12 protein-coding genes are annotated in these 15,594 nt (G+C 64.5%); 5 read left to right on the forward strand and 7 right to left on the reverse strand.

Annotated features, from left to right (window positions below):
• Positions 1-12 precede the first annotated feature (12 nt).
• From B0G57_RS15245 to B0G57_RS15260, 4 genes are all read right to left on the reverse strand, one after another.
• Positions 13-1,068 (reverse strand): LacI family DNA-binding transcriptional regulator, encoded by a 1,056-nt coding sequence (locus B0G57_RS15245; RefSeq protein WP_018441131.1) that lies wholly within the window; start codon positions 1,066-1,068, stop codon positions 13-15.
• A 242-nt stretch (positions 1,069-1,310) separates the two neighbouring features.
• Entirely contained in the window at positions 1,311-3,176 is a 1,866-nt protein-coding gene (locus tag B0G57_RS15250; RefSeq protein WP_018441130.1) for an EAL domain-containing protein, read from the reverse strand.
• Positions 3,177-3,315: 139 nt separating this feature from the next.
• Complete coding sequence (locus B0G57_RS15255; RefSeq protein ID WP_018441129.1) at positions 3,316-4,605, reverse strand: GGDEF domain-containing protein; 1,290 nt, start codon at positions 4,603-4,605, stop codon at positions 3,316-3,318.
• Between the two features lie 393 nt (positions 4,606-4,998).
• Positions 4,999-6,000, reverse strand: coding sequence for a bile acid:sodium symporter family protein (locus tag B0G57_RS15260; protein WP_018441128.1), 1,002 nt, complete (start codon positions 5,998-6,000; stop codon positions 4,999-5,001).
• Positions 6,001-6,328: 328 nt separating this feature from the next.
• On the opposite strand from B0G57_RS15260, the gene B0G57_RS15265 reads away from it, so the two are divergent.
• The 3 genes from B0G57_RS15265 (at position 6,329) to B0G57_RS15280 (ending at position 8,999) form a co-directional block, all read left to right on the forward strand.
• Complete coding sequence (locus B0G57_RS15265; RefSeq protein WP_018441127.1) at positions 6,329-6,823, forward strand: hypothetical protein; 495 nt, start codon at positions 6,329-6,331, stop codon at positions 6,821-6,823.
• 446 nt (positions 6,824-7,269) lie between these two features.
• Positions 7,270-8,373, forward strand: coding sequence for a porin (locus tag B0G57_RS15275; RefSeq protein WP_018441125.1), 1,104 nt, complete (start codon positions 7,270-7,272; stop codon positions 8,371-8,373).
• 236 nt (positions 8,374-8,609) lie between these two features.
• Positions 8,610-8,999 carry a hypothetical protein gene (locus tag B0G57_RS15280; protein WP_018441124.1) on the forward strand — a complete coding sequence of 130 codons (390 nt, stop codon included), beginning with the start codon at positions 8,610-8,612 and terminating at the stop codon, positions 8,997-8,999.
• 46 nt (positions 9,000-9,045) lie between these two features.
• Here the strand turns inward: B0G57_RS15280 and B0G57_RS31370 are convergent, their stop codons facing one another.
• Complete coding sequence (locus B0G57_RS31370) at positions 9,046-9,195, reverse strand: hypothetical protein (RefSeq protein ID WP_018441123.1); 150 nt, start codon at positions 9,193-9,195, stop codon at positions 9,046-9,048.
• A gap of 341 nt (positions 9,196-9,536) precedes the next feature.
• Between B0G57_RS31370 and icmF the strand changes: the two genes are divergently transcribed.
• Positions 9,537-12,896, forward strand: coding sequence for a fused isobutyryl-CoA mutase/GTPase IcmF (gene icmF / locus B0G57_RS15285; RefSeq protein ID WP_018441122.1), 3,360 nt, complete (start codon positions 9,537-9,539; stop codon positions 12,894-12,896).
• Between the two features lie 55 nt (positions 12,897-12,951).
• On the opposite strand, the gene B0G57_RS15290 is transcribed toward icmF, so the two are convergent.
• Positions 12,952-13,908, reverse strand: coding sequence for an NAD(P)H-dependent flavin oxidoreductase (locus B0G57_RS15290; RefSeq protein WP_018441121.1), 957 nt, complete (start codon positions 13,906-13,908; stop codon positions 12,952-12,954).
• A 200-nt stretch (positions 13,909-14,108) separates the two neighbouring features.
• On the opposite strand from B0G57_RS15290, the gene B0G57_RS15295 reads away from it, so the two are divergent.
• Positions 14,109-14,822, forward strand: coding sequence for an alpha/beta fold hydrolase (locus B0G57_RS15295; protein ID WP_026229753.1), 714 nt, complete (start codon positions 14,109-14,111; stop codon positions 14,820-14,822).
• Positions 14,823-15,036: 214 nt separating this feature from the next.
• Here the strand turns inward: B0G57_RS15295 and B0G57_RS15300 are convergent, their stop codons facing one another.
• Complete coding sequence (locus B0G57_RS15300) at positions 15,037-15,579, reverse strand: YbaK/EbsC family protein (protein ID WP_018441119.1); 543 nt, start codon at positions 15,577-15,579, stop codon at positions 15,037-15,039.
• Positions 15,580-15,594: the final 15 nt, after the last annotated feature.

A 15,594-nucleotide genomic window follows, 5' to 3' on the forward strand; every position in this document is an offset into this window, starting at 1 on the left:
TCGGTAGTTTCGTCATGGTGTTGTTTCCGAATGGCTGCTCGTCATGTCGAGCGCGCGGGGCGTGCCCGTCCTTCCCGTGTACGTGGCGTGGGCCGAGCTCGCGCGTACGACGAGTCTCACCGGCAGGCGTACCTGGAACTCGGCCGGCGAATCGTCGAGCAATACTTCGACGCCGCGCGAGCCGAGCGCTTCCTTGTCGGCCGCGATCGTCGTGAGCGACGGCGCGGCCTGCGCGGCGGCGGGTATGTCGTCGAAACCGACGATGGCAATGTCCTCCGGCACGCGCAACCCACGTGCGAGGCAAACGCGCATCGCGGCGAGTGCCGCGACGTCGTTGTAAGCAAAGACTGCGTTCGGCGCCTCGTCGCCCGCGCGCGCGTCGAGCAGGCGCTGCATCGCGAGCGCGGCGCCGGCATCGGGCGGCAGATTGGCGTCGATCGTCGTTTCGAGCGAGGGATCGAAAAGCAATCCCGCTTCGAAAAACGCGCGCCGATAGCCGAGCGCGCGCTGGGCGATGCTGTAGTGCGCGAGAGAGCCACCGATGAACGCCACGCGCGTGCGGTTCAGCGCGAACAGATGCCGCATGGCGAGCGCGGCGCCGGCGCTGTTGTCGAGATTGACGGAGCGCAGATTCGGCGCCCACAGATCGATGAGTACGAGCGGCCGGCCCATGGCGACGAGCGCGGCCAGTGTCTCCGGCTCGACGAAGCCCGCGATGGCGATCGCGTCGGGCGCATGCAGGCGCAGCTGGTCGGCGATGTCCTCGGTCGGGCCCGCCGTCAGCAGCGAGGGAACAATGCCGTGCGCGCGGCACGCGTTCTCGACGCCGTGCAGCACGTGCGAGAAGAACGGGCTCGCGGCGAAGTTGTTGTGCTGACGGTGCAAAAGGAACGTAAGACGACGGATGCGCGGGCGCAATTGCGCCGCGTCATAGCCTAAGCGCCGAGCCGTTTCGACGACGCGCACGCGCGTGGCCTCGGAGAGGCCCGGCTGGTTCTTGAGCGCGCGCGAAACCGTGCCGATCGACACGTTAGCCGCGCGGGCAATGTCGCGAATGGTCGTGGCCATCGTGCATCTTTCGTCCGTCGCTGCGAATCGCGCCGATTGTATAGTAAAAACTGTCGGAAACAGTCGCTGATCGGTTGGGGAATTCCCGGGAAACCTTGATGCAGCGCGTGAGATGGAACTTTGTCTTGTTTAGTAAATAGAACTAAACACGCCAAATGAGCATGCCCCGGCTCTGGCTGGGGCCGGGGCGCGATCAAGGAGAGGGGGGCCGGGGGGCAGAGGCGGGCAGCGCCTCTACGGCGCTAGTCGAGCGCCATGGCGGCGCGCGGTGTCGGCGATGCGTTGTCGTGCTGATGCAGGACCGCCGCGCCCTCGTCGATGTCGATCAGGTAGAAACCGCTCGCTTCTTGCTTGGCGCGGTGCTTCGCGAGCGCCGCGACCGACGCGATTTCTTCGCTGCCGTAGCGGGCGCGGCTCTCGGGTGCCGGCTTCACGCGCACGCAGCCGATGGCCATCGTCACGAAGCCGAAGAAGGACGGATTGCCGCGCCGATCCTCGCCATGAATGCCGCCCGCTTCACGATCCTCGTCTGCGTAAAAGCGAAGCGCGCCGGAGTTGAACGCCGCGATCGCCGACGAGGCCCGTTCTCTCCAATCCTCACTCTGGAAAAGAATCAGGAAGTCGTCTCCGCCGACGTGCCCGAGGAAATCGCGCGTCGGGTCGCAGGCTTGCGCGAGCACGGCCGCGGAGAACTTGAGCACTTCGTCGCCCTGCCAATAGCCGTAGCGGTCGTTGAACGGCTTGAAATGGTTGAGATCGACGTAGCATGCGTGAAACTCGACGTGATGCTCGACGAGCCGCGCGATGTGCGAGCTGATCGGGATGTTGCCGGGCAGGAACGTGAGGGGGTTCGCATAGCGGGCCGCCTCGATGCGCACTTCCGTGACGGCGCGCACGAGGCTTTCGCCCGTGCCGAGGCCGAGGTACTTGCCCTGATCCGTAATGACGAAGCCGTCGGCAAGGTAGCGTTGATCGTCGCTCGCGAGCAGCTTTGCCATCTGCTCGACCGTCATCGATTTTTCGATGATGACGGGCGATGCGTTCGCGAACAGCATGCAGGGACGCTTGCCGAACAGTTCGCGATGATAAGGCAGGGCATAGCGGTCCATGAAGCTGCGGCGGTTGATGAGCGCGACCGGCTCCCCCTGTTCGACGACGGCGAGCGCATGCAGCGCCGACAAGCGATTGAAGAGATCGAGCACGTCGTTGTTGCTCGCGCTGCGATCGAGCGCGGGCGCCTGCACGAGCATTTTCGCCGCCGCCATGCCGCCTGACGGCGACCCGGGGATCGCGCTGCGCCGCGCGCCCGGAAACACGGCGATGTGTCCGGCGCCGAGCGCCTCCTTGGCCGCATCCGAGACGGCCCGCGGCGCGCGCGCCTGCGGGCGCCCGAAGAAGTAGCCCTGTCCGAACGAGATGCCCATGTCGCGCACGACGATGAGGTCCGCTTCCTTTTCGATCCCCTCCGCGACGAGCCGCGCGCCGCTCGCTCCCGCGAAGTGCTGCATCGCGCGCACGGCCTCGAACTTGAGCGGGTCCTTCGCGATGTCGTCGATGAAAAAGCGGTCTATCTTGACGACGTCGGGCTGCAGCCTGACCCAGAGGTTCATGCTCGCGTTGGCCGTGCCGTAGTCGTCGAGCGCGAACTGCGCGCCCGTTTCGCGCAACGCGGCGACGATCGGCTCGAAGCCCGCCATGTTGTCGATCGCACATTGCTCGGTGAGCTCGAGCACGATGCGCTCGATCGGCATGCCTTGCCGACCGAGCCAATCGGCGGCGTGCTCACGCGTGCGGCCGAGCGTGGCGATCGCTTCGGCGCTGAAATTCAGGAACAGCTTGCCTTCGCAGCCGAGTTCGGCGAATGCGGCGACGCAAGCGGCGGCGGCCGCATGCTCGAGTTCGACGGACAGCCCTTCGCGCGCCGCTTGCGCGAAGAGCGCCCCGGGCGATTCGAGGAAGGTTCCGGCCGGCCCGCGTATGAGGCCCTCATAGCCGAGAATCGTGCCGCCGCCGAAGTCGACGATCGGCTGGAAGACCGCGGACAGCGCGCGCCCCTCGATGAGCTCGGCGATCTTCGGCTCATTCGGCGGCGAAAGATGTGATGACATGAAGGGCAATGGCGGGCAATTGGGCGTACCAGTACGACTCTCGGCTTAACGACCGGAATGCTTGAGAGTTGAATGAATTTTTTGTGAAGTGTTGCACCGCTTTGGTGCGCACCATGCTTGCCGCCGGCCCTCCGATGCTTCAGTCGGTGATCGGCTCGCGCGAACACGGCGCGTCGCCATGAGTGGCGGACTCCTTTGTCGCGGAGCCCGGCGCGGCGCCCTGGGCGCTCGGGCCTGGCTCCGGGCGCGGTCCCGCATCGGTTGCGGCCAGCCCGTGCTCGGGCGGACGCGGTGCGATCACAACGCGATTGCGGCCGCTCCCTTTGGCGTCGAGGAGCGCGGCGTCGGCGCGGCGAATCACTCGATCGATCTGCTCGCCACGCACATGCTGAGCGACGCCGACGCTGATCGTCAGCGTCACTTCGAACTGTCGCATCTCCTCGATCCGCTTGCGCAGCCTCTCGGCGGCGCGCGCGGCGTCGATCTGATCGCTGCCCGGCAACAGCGCGACGAACTCCTCGCCGCCGAAGCGGCCACAGACGTCCGTGGGACGCAGACTGTCCTGAATTCCGCGCGCGATGAGCCGCAGCGCGCGGTCGCCCGCGTCGTGGCCGAACCGATCGTTGACCGACTTGAAGTAATCCGCGTCGATGTAAAGCGCCGAGAGCGGCTGACCTGTGCGCTCGGCGCGGTGGATGAGGCGCCGGCCGAGCTCGAACACGCGGCGCCGGCGCGGCAGCTGAGTGAGCTCGTCGATATCCGCGAAAGCGCGCAGCTGCACTTCGAGGCGAAAGTTCTTCTTTTGCGAGCGCAGGGCGAAGAGATTCGTCACGAGACTCGCCGAAATGGCGGCGACGATCGAGAGCGCAACGCCGAACCGCTCGGGAGCCGGCGGTGCGCTGAATGCGAGCAGCGCTACCGGTCCGGCCGCCGCAAACGCCGCCGCCGCCGCGAAATCCCAGCCGCGCAGCAGGACCGGGCTGAATGTGAGCGGAACGAGGACGAAGGCGGGCAGAACGATCGCCGGGTCCTCCCCCCACTGCACGGCATGGAGGACAATGCCGGCCTCGAGTGCCGCAATGAACACGAGCGCGGCGAGGCTCGCGCGCAAGCCGCTGCGCGGCGCCCACGCGACGACGAGCGCCGCCCCCATCGGCATTGCGGGCAATGCGCCAAGGACCGCTGCCACGGTGGAGAGGCCGTGCCTGAACCAGATATCGCCGGCGACGAGCACGACATAGCCCACGAGCAAGGTCAGCAACTGCGCGCTGAGGAACGACGAGAGCCTTTCGGCGGCGTAATCCTCGAATGACTGGCTTTCTTGCGGAGTATCGATCGTCTTGGCGCGCCGCCCCGGCCAACGCCGCTTACGACGGAGCAGATTACCCCCGTCGAGACGATCCTCTTCAGATCGGTCCTCGCTGCTCATTTTTCTCTCTTTTGGATGCGCAACTAAGCATTACGGAACCGACAGCTCGTTCCGTCGCGCCATTCTAATGTGCGGATTCCCGGTTGGGATACGTTTAACGATATTTAGTAATCCTATGGTCCATAGCCGGGGCAGTATCGTCTATACCGGTTTCTTCCACGTTCTTCTATTGTTCGAAAGACGGTGTGCGGCGGACGTTCGTTTCAAACAGGTAGTGAGATTCCGAGCAGGAATCAAATAGCAAACGTTTGCGAGTCGAGCCGATCGTTAATTGCAATTGTGAATGTCGACGATGCCAAGACTATCGCCTTTATAGAACGCCTCGATTAATGCGTTGCCGGGCGTGTGTCGGACCATTCTTCATATTAATGCTGCAAGATCCTTGATCGCGGTTCAGCGCGCGTCGACGGGCAGCGTTTCGGCGCGCGCCGCGCGGTCGCCCCAGCGCTGCGCGAGGGCGGCGCAGACCATCAGCTGCATTTGATGAAATAGCATCAGGGGCAGCACCGCGATGCCGATTGCCTGGGACGAGAAAATGACCTTGGCCATCGGAATGCCCGAGGCGAGGCTTTTTTTGGATCCGCAAAAAACGATCGTGATGCGATCGGCGCGATCGAAGCGAAGCCGCTTGCCGACCCATCCCGTAATGAGGAGCGCCGCGCCGAGCAGCGCGCCATCCGCGACCACGAGGCCGGCAAGCGTCCTCAGTCCCAGGTGATGCCACAGCCCTTCGTTGATCGCTTCGCTGAATGCCATGTACACGACGAGAAGGATGGAGCCTTGATCGACGAAACGCAGTGCGCGACGGTGGCGATCGAGCCAGGGCGCGACGACCGGTCGCAGCAGTTGTCCCGCGACGAACGGAACGAGTAGTTGGGCCACGATGTTGCCGACTGTGTGCCAGGGCGAGCGCACCGCTGCGGACTGGCTGTCGACGACGATGCCGACGAGCGCCGGCGTCACGAATATGCCGATGAGGCTCGACGCCGACGCAGCGCAGACGGCCGCCGGCACGTTGCCTCGGGCGATCGATGTAAAGGCGATCGACGATTGAACGGTCGATGGCAGCGTGCAAAGAAAGAGCACGCCCGCGTAAAGGGCGGGCGACACGAGGGGCGAGAATAGCGGCTTGAACGCGAGGCCGAGCAACGGAAACAGAATGAACGTGCTCGCCAGCACGAGCGCATGCAGGCGCCAATGCGTGGCGCCCGCGAGCACCGCCTCGCGCGACAGCTTGGCGCCATGCAGGAAAAAGAGCAGACCGACGGCGACGTTCGTCAACGCGTTGACTGCAACGGCCGCTTCTCCGCGGCACGGCATGACGCTCGCGAGGACGACAGTGCCCACGAGCGAAAGCGTGAAACGATCGGGAATCAAAAACGGCAGACGGGGCATGTCGGCGTCGAGCGGAAAAACGGCAAAGAAGCGATGAATAAAAACCAGGGCAAGCCAGGGCCAAAACAGACCCTCGATGATCTCACGGACCGAACTCGAATACGCCGGTTACTGCATTTGCGGCACGCTTGGCGGAAAAAAGAGATGTCGGTAACACCAGGTTACAACGGCGTCGAGCGCATAACACTTTTTGCCTCGACACACCCGAGGGTGGCCCATAAATTACCCTTGCGGCGCGCCCCTGCAGCCTTTCCTCCGATCATGCTTCGGTAAAGACGATGTTGCTGCAATAGAGTAAGAGGCGTAGCCGCGGGCGAGTGGATCAATCATGGCGGATGCGGGTTTTCAAACCATCGGGCGTTGGATGACGGCCGCGATTTGCGCGGCTTCGATGTCGCTCGCGCAAGCCGCGCCGCCTATGCCGGCGCATGCCGGTGCGGTCAGCTTCCGGCAACCCGCGACCTTCGGCTTCGGCGGGTTCTCGACGCATCCGGCGCTCGTCCGGCAGCCCGGCGCGGACTACCTCCAGATGGCGCGCAGCACCTATCCGGAAACGGACCGTTCACCGCGCTCGCGGGCCGCAGCGTCTTCACGTCACGAACGCTTGTTGCCGCGCGCCGCCCCGGGCGGCATACCGTACCGGCCTGTCAGCGAGAACGGCCGAAACGTGCCTCGCCCACCCGATAATTCGGCCTATGTAAGAGCCGGTTCAATTCGCGACGCGGTCACGCGCTACAACGAAGAGCGCGAATCCGGGCGCGTCGCGCCGCGGCCCCCGAGCCCCGGGACGCGTGCGCCCGATCCCTGGCTTTACCGCAACTGATGTCACTCGCGACGGAGCGCCCTCCGTCGCTCCTCCCTGGTCCTTGCATGGCAGCCGAGCGGTTGCTGATGCAAACGCGCCACACTTTTTCGCCTGAGCCGCCCTGGTTCTCCGCTTGGAGAGCGTTCCGCGCGAAATGATTTTGTCATGAGATTTGTGATGCGCCACTATTGCGGCTTGGCGACCCGCGGCGGCCCAAAGCTGCCCCAAGCGCGTCCGCAAACGGCGCTCGCGATGCAATGGCGGTGCGCCGTGCCCCAAAAGAATGCGGCGTTCGCTCGATTATCGGTGCCGCTATACCGGCAATAACCAAATCGTTTTTTGTTCGGAAAAATGGTCCGCAACGATGATCCCGGTCCGAGCAGCGCCGGCGATTCGGAGAACGCAAACGGGGCGCGCGAGCGGTTCGCCAAGCTTCGATTTTTTCGACAAAGACAGGAGATCCAATGAAAAGCACCGTCAGCCGTGCGCTGAAGAAGAGTTTCCGAACGGCCGCCGCGGCGGGCCTCATGGCGGCCGGCTCGGCCGCCTACGCGCAATCGAGCGTCCAGTTGTACGGGCAGGTGGACAGCTGGGTCGGCATGCAGCAATTCCCGGGCGAGCAACGCTCGTGGGTCGTCGGAGGCGGCGGCATGTCGACGTCGTATTGGGGCTTGAAGGGCGCCGAAGATCTCGGCGGCGGCTACAAGGCGATCTTTACGCTGGAAGACTTTTTCCTGCCGCAAAACGGCAATTACGGTCGCTTCACCGGCGATTCGTTCTTCTCACGCAACGCCTACGTCGGTATCGAATCGCCATACGGCACGTTCACGGCTGGCCGGCTTACGACGCAGCTTTTCATTTCGACGATTCTTTTCAATCCGTTCATCGATTCCTACACGTTCTCGCCGATGGTGTATCACGTGTTCCTCGGCAACACGGCGATTCCGACCGGCGCGACTTATACGACGGACACGGGCGTCGTCGGCGATTCCGGCTGGAACAACGCGGTGCAGTATTCGACGCCCGATTTTCACGGTCTGTCGGGCAGCGTCATGTACGGGCTCGGTAATCAGGCCGGCAATAACGGCGCCAAGAAGTGGAGCGCGCAGTTTCTCTATTTTCACGGACCGTTCGCGGCGACGGGCGTATTCCAATACGTCAACTTCAACAACAGCCCCGGCGACCTCGTCTCCCCGCCCGCGTTCGGCTCGATCGTGCCGTTCAAGAGCCAAAGCGTGGCGCAACTCGGAGCCAGCTACGACATGAAGTTCGTCAAGTTCTATGGGCAGTACATGTACACGAAGAACGACGAGATTGGCGGCGGGAGCTGGCACGTCAACACAGGGCAAGGCGGCGTGACGGTGCCTGCTGGCCCGGGCACCATCATGGCTTCGTACGCCTACTCGCGTGATGGCGGCGGGCTCGACCAGACTCGCCGCACGTGGGCCGTCGGTTACGACTATCCGCTCTCGAAGCGCACCGATGTCTACGCGGCCTATATGAACGACCAGTTCAACGGACTCTCGACGGGGCAGACCGTCGGCGCCGGCGTACGCGCGAAGTTCTGAGCGCCGTCGGACTTGCCACCCCGCGCACGGCGCCCATTGCCCGTTGCGCGGTGCTGGGCGCCTCGCTCGCAACGGGATCGGCTTACCGTTGCTTACGCACGCTCAAGCCTGTCGACGGCGCGGTCGTTAGCCCGGTCTAGATGTGCCAAATCGCATGAGAGTCGCGATGCCGGCGCGGCAAGGAGCCTGTAGACGCCATAGTCGGGCGGGCTCTCGCATACCACGGGAGATCGATCATGCAAATCGAGAGCGCGCTCACGTCCTACGCGCAGCAGGGAAACGCAACGAGCACCGATTCTGGCTGGCAAAACCGCGGCGCCAACGGAGCGAGCCAGGACCCGCAAGTTCTGCAGCTCGCTGAAACGGCCGTGCCGACACAGGATGCGGCCGTCTCCATCTCTGCCGAAGGAGCGGCGGCCGCCGCGCGCGATGGGGCTGCGACGTCCGACGCGACGCTGGATGCGTCGTCGCAGCCCGATGCTTCGCCGGTGAAGTCATTTACCTACGGTACGCTCGGCCTCGAGCGCCCTGACAAGCCGGAAGAGGAAACGAACGGGTACTACACGGCCGGCCGGTGGTTGGCGGCCGGCATCACGCTCGGCGGTCTGATCGCGCTCGTGGCCTGAGCGCGATTTCGCAGCAGCGGGAGCGAGCCCTGCCGTTCGCGGGCGCTTACTGGCACGTAACGGCGCAAGTCACAGCGCCGACGCCCGCAAAAAAGCCGAACAGTCCACCGAGCGCGAACGTCTCCGTGCTCGTCGCGCATCCTTGCAGATCCAGCACGCCGACAAGCAAAAGAATAATCGCGATGAATCGCCGCATGATATGGGTCCGAGGAGTGCGACGCGCTCGTGGTACCTCGGGAGCCCGCATCGCCGCTAGAGAAAGAAATGCGGACCTAGTGTAGGGAGCGACGAGCGCGTGCGATCGGGCGAAAAAGACCACCCCGTCCGCTGTGCTTACCAGGTGTTTCAGCTCGAAAGTCGCATCGACACAGCTCGCGCGATCATGCGCTCCGCCGGACATGGCGAGGCTGCTGGCTGATGCGCGCGCGTCCCTATGCTTTTCGATTGCGGTCAGCTCCCTTTTTCGCCGTTGCCTATACTCGCAAGAGCCGCCGTGTTGCGATAATACGGTGAGACCCGGATCGAGATGGGGGAGACATGACCGACCTGTCGGCGCCGCAATCCCTAGGCGAGGTCAAGCCGAGTGCTTCACCGCGGCTGCGCTTCGTCACCGCGGCCGCGCTTTTCGATGGCCATGACGCCGCGATCAACATCGTGCGACGCATTCTGCAATCGAGCGGCGTGGAAGTCATTCACCTCGGCCACAACCGCTCGGTCGATGAAGTGGCCGATGCCGCCCTCGACGAGGACGCGGATGGCGTCGCCGTATCGAGTTATCAAGGCGGCCACGTCGAATATTTCAAGTATCTCGTCGACCGCCTGCGCGAGCGCGGGGGAGAGCGCATCAAGGTGTTCGGCGGCGGCGGCGGCGTGATCGTCGCCGACGAGATCGACGAGCTGCAGCGCTATGGCGTCGAGCGAATCTATTCGCCGCACGACGGTCAGCAGCTCGGGCTGCAGGGCATGATCGACGACATGATCGCGCGCTGCGCGGCGGCGTCGCGGGCTGCTCACCCGGCCGGCGCGCCCGGCGGGTCGGCGGGCGAGGCAGCGCTCGCCGGTCTCGAAGCCGCGGGCGCGCGGCGCTGGCGCGGGCTCGCGCAACTGATCACGGCGCTCGAAAACGGCAAGGCCGACGCGGCCACGCGTGCGGCGCTCGCGGCCCGTGCGCAGGCGCGGCAGGTCCCCGTGCTCGGCGTGACCGGAACGGGCGGCGCGGGTAAGTCGTCGCTCACCGACGAGCTCGTGCGGCGCTTTCGGCTCGACTATGGCGACTCCCTCACCATCGCCGTCCTCGCTGTCGATCCTTCGCGGCGCAAGACCGGCGGCGCACTGCTCGGCGACCGCATCCGCATGAACGCGATCGGCGACTGGGGGCATGGTCCACGCGTGTTCATGCGATCTCTCGCGACGCGCGAGGCGGCCAACGAGCTGCCCGATGTCCTGCCTGACGCGGTAGCGGCCTGCAAGGCGGCGGGCTTTCAGCTCGTCGTCGTCGAGACTTCGGGCATCGGACAGGGCGATGCGGCGATCGCTCGGCATGCCGATCGTTCGCTTTACGTGATGACGCCTGAGTTCGGCGCAGCCACGCAACTCGAAAAGATCGACATGCTCGATTTCGCCGACTTCGTCGCCATCAACAAATTCGACCGCAGCGGCGCGGCCGATGCGCTGCGCGACGTGGCGAAGCAGGTGCAGCGAAATCGCGAAGCGTGGAGCGAGCCGCCCGACGCCATGCCGGTCTTCGGCACCGTCGCGTCGCATTTCAACGACGATGGCGTGACGGCGCTCTATCAGCGGATTGCAGCGTCGCTCCATGAAATCGGGTTGCCGCGGCCGGTGCAGGGCCCGCGTCTGCCGCCCGCCGATGTGCGATTTTCGAGCGCGCGCCGCGCGATCGTTCCTCCGGGGCGCGTACGCTATCTTTCGGAAATCGCCGAGACGGTGCGCGGCTATCGGATGCGGGCGGAGGCGCAGGCAAGCCTTGCGCGCGAGCGCTGGCAGCTCGTCGAGGCGAGGCGCATCCTGATGGACGCGGCGAGCGGCGCGCACGATGCCGCAAGCGAAATCCCTCTGGCGCGGCTCGATGCGCTTATCGCGGCGCGCGACACGCAACTCGGCTCGGCGGAAAAGGCGATGCTCGAGGCGTGGCCCAAAACCGTCGAGGCGTACTCGGGCGACGAGCGCGTCGTCACCGTTCGCGGTAGCGAGATCCACACGGCGCTGACGATCACGACGCTTTCCGGCACGACGATGCGCAAGGTCTCGTTGCCGAAATTCGCGGATCCCGGCGAAACGCTGCGCTGGCTCGCGCTCGAAAACCTGCCGGGTTACTTCCCTTATACGGCTGGCGTCTTCGCCTTCAAGCGCGAGAACGAGGACCCGACGCGCATGTTCGCGGGTGAAGGCGATCCCGCACGGACCAATCGCCGCTTCAAGCTGTTGTCGGAGGGCATGCCTGCCGCGCGACTTTCGACGGCGTTCGATTCGGTCACGCTGTACGGCGAGGACCCGGACGAGCGGCCCGACATCTACGGCAAGATCGGCAACTCGGGCGTTTCCGTGGCGACGCTCGACGATATGAAAGTCCTCTACGACGGCTTCGATTTGTGCGAGCCGAGCACGTCGGTGTCGATGACGATCAACGGACCCGCCCCGACCGTCCTCGCGATGTTCTTCAACGTGGCCATCGATCAGCAGCTCGAAAAGCTCGCCGCGCGCTGCGCGCGAGAGGGCAGACAGCCGCGCGCCGGCGAAATGGAGGCGGCGCGTGCGAGCGCGCTGCAAAACGTTCGCGGAACCGTGCAGGCGGACATTCTCAAGGAGGATCAAGGGCAGAACACCTGCATCTTCTCGACCGAGTTCAGTCTGAAGATGATGGGCGATATCCAGCAGTACTTCGTCGAGCACGACGTCCGCAACTTTTACTCGGCGTCGATATCCGGCTATCACATCGCCGAGGCAGGCGCGAATCCGATCACGCAGCTGGCCTATACGCTCGCGAACGGGTTCACCTATGTCGAAGCCTATCTGGCGCGCGGCATGGCGATCGACGATTTCGCGCCCAATCTGTCGTTCTTCTTCTCGAACGGCATGGAGCCCGAATACACGGTGCTCGGCCGCGTCGCGCGGCGTATCTGGGCCGTGGCGCTGCGCGATCGCTATGGCGCGAACGAGCGCAGCCAGAAGCTCAAATACCACGTGCAGACTTCCGGGCGCAGCCTGCATGCGCAGGAGATCGCGTTCAACGATATCCGTACGACGCTGCAGGCGTTAATCGCCATTTACGACAACTGCAATTCGCTGCATACGAACGCCTACGACGAAGCGATCACGACGCCTACCGAAGAATCGGTCCGTCGGGCAGTCGCGATTCAGCTCATCATCAATCGCGAGTGGGGCCTTGCCAAGAACCAGAATCCGAACCAGGGCAGCTTCGCGATCGAGGAACTCACCGATCTCGTCGAGGCGGCCGTCCTCGCCGAGTTCGATCGACTCACCGAGCGCGGCGGAGTGCTCGGTGCGATGGAGACGGGCTACCAGCGAGGCCGAATCCAGGACGAGTCGATGCGCTACGAGCACCGCAAACACGACGGGTCGTATCCGATCGTCGGGGTGAATACGTTCGTTGGAAAAGATGCCGACGAATCCGACGCGCCGCCGCTTTCGCTCGCGCGCTCGACGCGGGAGCAAAAGCAAAGCCAGCTCTCGCGTCTCGCCGCTTTTCACGAGCGGCACCGCGACGAAGCGGGGCCGATGTTGCGTCGCCTGCAGCAGGCCGCGATCGGCGATGAGAACGTCTTTGCCGTATTGATGGATGCGGTGCGCGTCTGCTCGCTCGGTCAGATCACACACGCGCTCTTCGAGGTGGGAGGTCAGTATCGGCGAACGATGTGACGTTGCGAACGTCTGCTTCCATCCCGGTCGAACGACGTAGCCCCAGGCGGCGGCGTTATCGAATCGATAGCTTTGCCCGTGCTTCGTCGTACTCGCGCTCGAGCCGCGCGACGAGTTCGGCGACGCTCGGAATATCGTCCATGAGGCCGACGCCTTGGCCGGCGCCCCAGATATCCTTCCAGGCTTTTGCTTTGTCGCCGGCGAAATTCATTGCCGACTTGTCCGATAGGGGAAGGTCCTCAGGATCGAGCCCAGCGTTGACGATGCTCTCGCGTATGTAGTTCCCGTGCACGCCTGTGAAGAGGTTCGTGTAGACGATGTCGGCCGCGCTCGCGTTCACGATCGCATGCTTGTAGCTATCGACGGCATGCGCCTCCCGCGTGGCGATGAAGCGCGTGCCCATGTACGCGAGGTCCGCGCCCATCGCCTGCGCGGCAAGGATCGAGCCGCCATTCGCGATCGCACCCGACAGCACGATGGGTCCATCGAAGATGCGCCGTACTTCGCCGACGAGCGCGAACGGCGAGATCGTGCCCGCATGTCCGCCGGCTCCCGCCGCCACGAGAATCAAGCCATCGACTCCGGCTTCGAGCGCCTTTTGCGCGTGGCGTAAATTGATGACGTCGTGCAGCACGATACCGCCATAGCTATGCACGGCATCGATCATCTCCTTGACGGGCGCGCGCAGGCTCGTAATGAAGATGGGCACCTTGTGCTCGACGCAAACGCGAACGTCGTGCTCGAGACGCGCATTCGACTGATGGACGATCTGGTTGACCGCGACGGGTCCGACCTTCGCGTTCGGGTTCGCCGCCTTGTGGGCGGCAAGCGCCTCGCCGATCTGCGTGAGCCACTCGTCGAGCAACTCGGCCGGGCGCGCGTTGAGCGCTGGAAACGATCCGACGATACCGGCCTTGCATTGCGCGAGCACAAGTTCCGGATAGCTGACGATGAACATCGGCGATGCGACGACAGGCAGCGTCAGATTTTGCAGGACGGCGGGAAGGGCCATGAGGCGAGTCTCCTTCGAAGAGCGGGGAGAGGTAGGCGACGAAGAGAACGTTCGTTCGATTATACGGAGGGGTGAGTTCGCCGTGGCATCGGTCATTGGAGGGAGTACTCAGGCTCTACGTTTCGTGGCGCAGCGAACGGGCGCGCAGCTTAGACGTCCGTAGAATGCGAGGCTACCTGCAGAACAATGGAGCGGACGCAATGACTTTCGCCGACTTTACTCCGTTTCGCGTGGCCACCGGGGGATCAGCGATATTCGGTCTCAAGGGCGGTTCGGGGGCGCCGTTGTTGCTGCTGCATGGCCATGCGCGAACGCACGAAATCTGGCATCGGTGCGCGCAACCGCTCGCGCGGCATTTCACGGTGATCGCGACGGACCTGCGCGGCTACGGATCGTCAGTCGACCCCGAGCGCGAAGGTGCGGCGAGCCGCGTATCGAAGCGTGCCTTGGCGCAGGATCAGGTGGACGTCATGCGCCGGCTCGGCTTCGAGCATTTCCTCGTCTGCGCGCACGAGTGGGGCGCGAGTGTCGCGCACCGGATGGCGCTCGATCATCCCGATGCAGTCGATCGATTGATGTTGCTGGGTACGGCCCCCTCGATGACCGACTACGACGGCGCGGCCGAGCTGGCGGCGGCTGATTCGATCGATCTCGAACACGATCGCGCGGACGTCGAGCGCGGTCGTCGCGTGGCGTGTCCGCTGCGCGTTCTGTGGGGCGCCCGAAGCGCCATCGGTCAATGTGCCGATCCCATCGGCGCATGGCAGCGCATGGCACGCGACGCAAGCGGTCACGCGCTCGATTGCGGCAGTCTCATTCCCGAGGAAGCGGCCGGTGCGCTCGTCGCTGAAATGCTCGACTTCTTCGAGGCGCGAGAGTCCGATGAATTCGACGAAAGTCGGACCAGGCATTAGGGGCCGCGCGGGCGCGTGATGCCGCGCCGGACATCGCTGGCGCGCGGCTCTTCGCACGCAAGTGAAATTTGAGTGAAAGCGGGTTGTAGAGTATTCGCAGGGAAATCACCGATGCGCTCGATCAAGGCGCATCGGTATGATGACGGTGACGCTGATCACGTCGTACATTGCGCCGTTCGCCATTCTTGACGAGCGGCTTTTCTTTTTTGGCCTCTCAATCGCGCAAAGCCACATCGGCCACGGGGGCGTCCGTCAGTCCGATCAGTTCCTGCGGCGACAGATTGAAGACGGCGTGAGGATGGCCGGCCGCCGCCCAGAGGCTGTCCAACTGCAACAGGTCCGCATCGATCAGCGTAACGGGCGGCGTGACGTGCCCGATCGGGCAGACGCCGCCTATCGCATAGCCCGTCTTCTCGCGCACGAACTTCGCGTCCGCTCGCGCGACCGCACCGACTTGCGCGGCGACCTTTTCCTCATCGACGCGATTCGCGCCGCTTGCGATGACGAGCACGGGCATATCGTCGTCGCGGCGTCGAAAGAGGATCGACTTCGCGATTTGAGCGACGGTGCAGCCGAGCCCTGCCGCTGCTTCCGCCGAGGTCTTGCCCGTCTGAGGCAACGTCACGACAGGCTTCTCATGCCCACGCTCGCGCAGCAGCAGGGCGACGCGTCGCGCCGATTCGGGCAATGCGGCGAGTGGTTCCGAGGCATCCGCCACTTCGGGCGCGTTCGTGGGGGTCAATCGTTCGTTGTCCATATCGATCGGTGTTGT

The sequence above is a fragment of the Trinickia symbiotica genome (assembly GCF_002934455.1).
Taxonomy (GTDB): domain Bacteria; phylum Pseudomonadota; class Gammaproteobacteria; order Burkholderiales; family Burkholderiaceae; genus Trinickia; species Trinickia symbiotica.

Coding starts and splice junctions, on each gene's coding strand:
- B0G57_RS15245 (WP_018441131.1), bottom strand. CDS start 1,068: ATGGCCACGACCATTCGCGACATTGCCCGCGCGGCTAACGTGTCGATC.
- B0G57_RS15250 (WP_018441130.1), bottom strand. CDS start 3,176: ATGTCATCACATCTTTCGCCGCCGAATGAGCCGAAGATCGCCGAGCTC.
- B0G57_RS15255 (WP_018441129.1), bottom strand. CDS start 4,605: ATGAGCAGCGAGGACCGATCTGAAGAGGATCGTCTCGACGGGGGTAAT.
- B0G57_RS15260 (WP_018441128.1), bottom strand. CDS start 6,000: ATGCCCCGTCTGCCGTTTTTGATTCCCGATCGTTTCACGCTTTCGCTC.
- B0G57_RS15265 (WP_018441127.1), top strand. CDS start 6,329: ATGGCGGATGCGGGTTTTCAAACCATCGGGCGTTGGATGACGGCCGCG.
- B0G57_RS15275 (WP_018441125.1), top strand. CDS start 7,270: ATGAAAAGCACCGTCAGCCGTGCGCTGAAGAAGAGTTTCCGAACGGCC.
- B0G57_RS15280 (WP_018441124.1), top strand. CDS start 8,610: ATGCAAATCGAGAGCGCGCTCACGTCCTACGCGCAGCAGGGAAACGCA.
- B0G57_RS31370 (WP_018441123.1), bottom strand. CDS start 9,195: ATGCGGCGATTCATCGCGATTATTCTTTTGCTTGTCGGCGTGCTGGAT.
- icmF (WP_018441122.1), top strand. CDS start 9,537: ATGACCGACCTGTCGGCGCCGCAATCCCTAGGCGAGGTCAAGCCGAGT.
- B0G57_RS15290 (WP_018441121.1), bottom strand. CDS start 13,908: ATGGCCCTTCCCGCCGTCCTGCAAAATCTGACGCTGCCTGTCGTCGCA.
- B0G57_RS15295 (WP_026229753.1), top strand. CDS start 14,109: ATGACTTTCGCCGACTTTACTCCGTTTCGCGTGGCCACCGGGGGATCA.
- B0G57_RS15300 (WP_018441119.1), bottom strand. CDS start 15,579: ATGGACAACGAACGATTGACCCCCACGAACGCGCCCGAAGTGGCGGAT.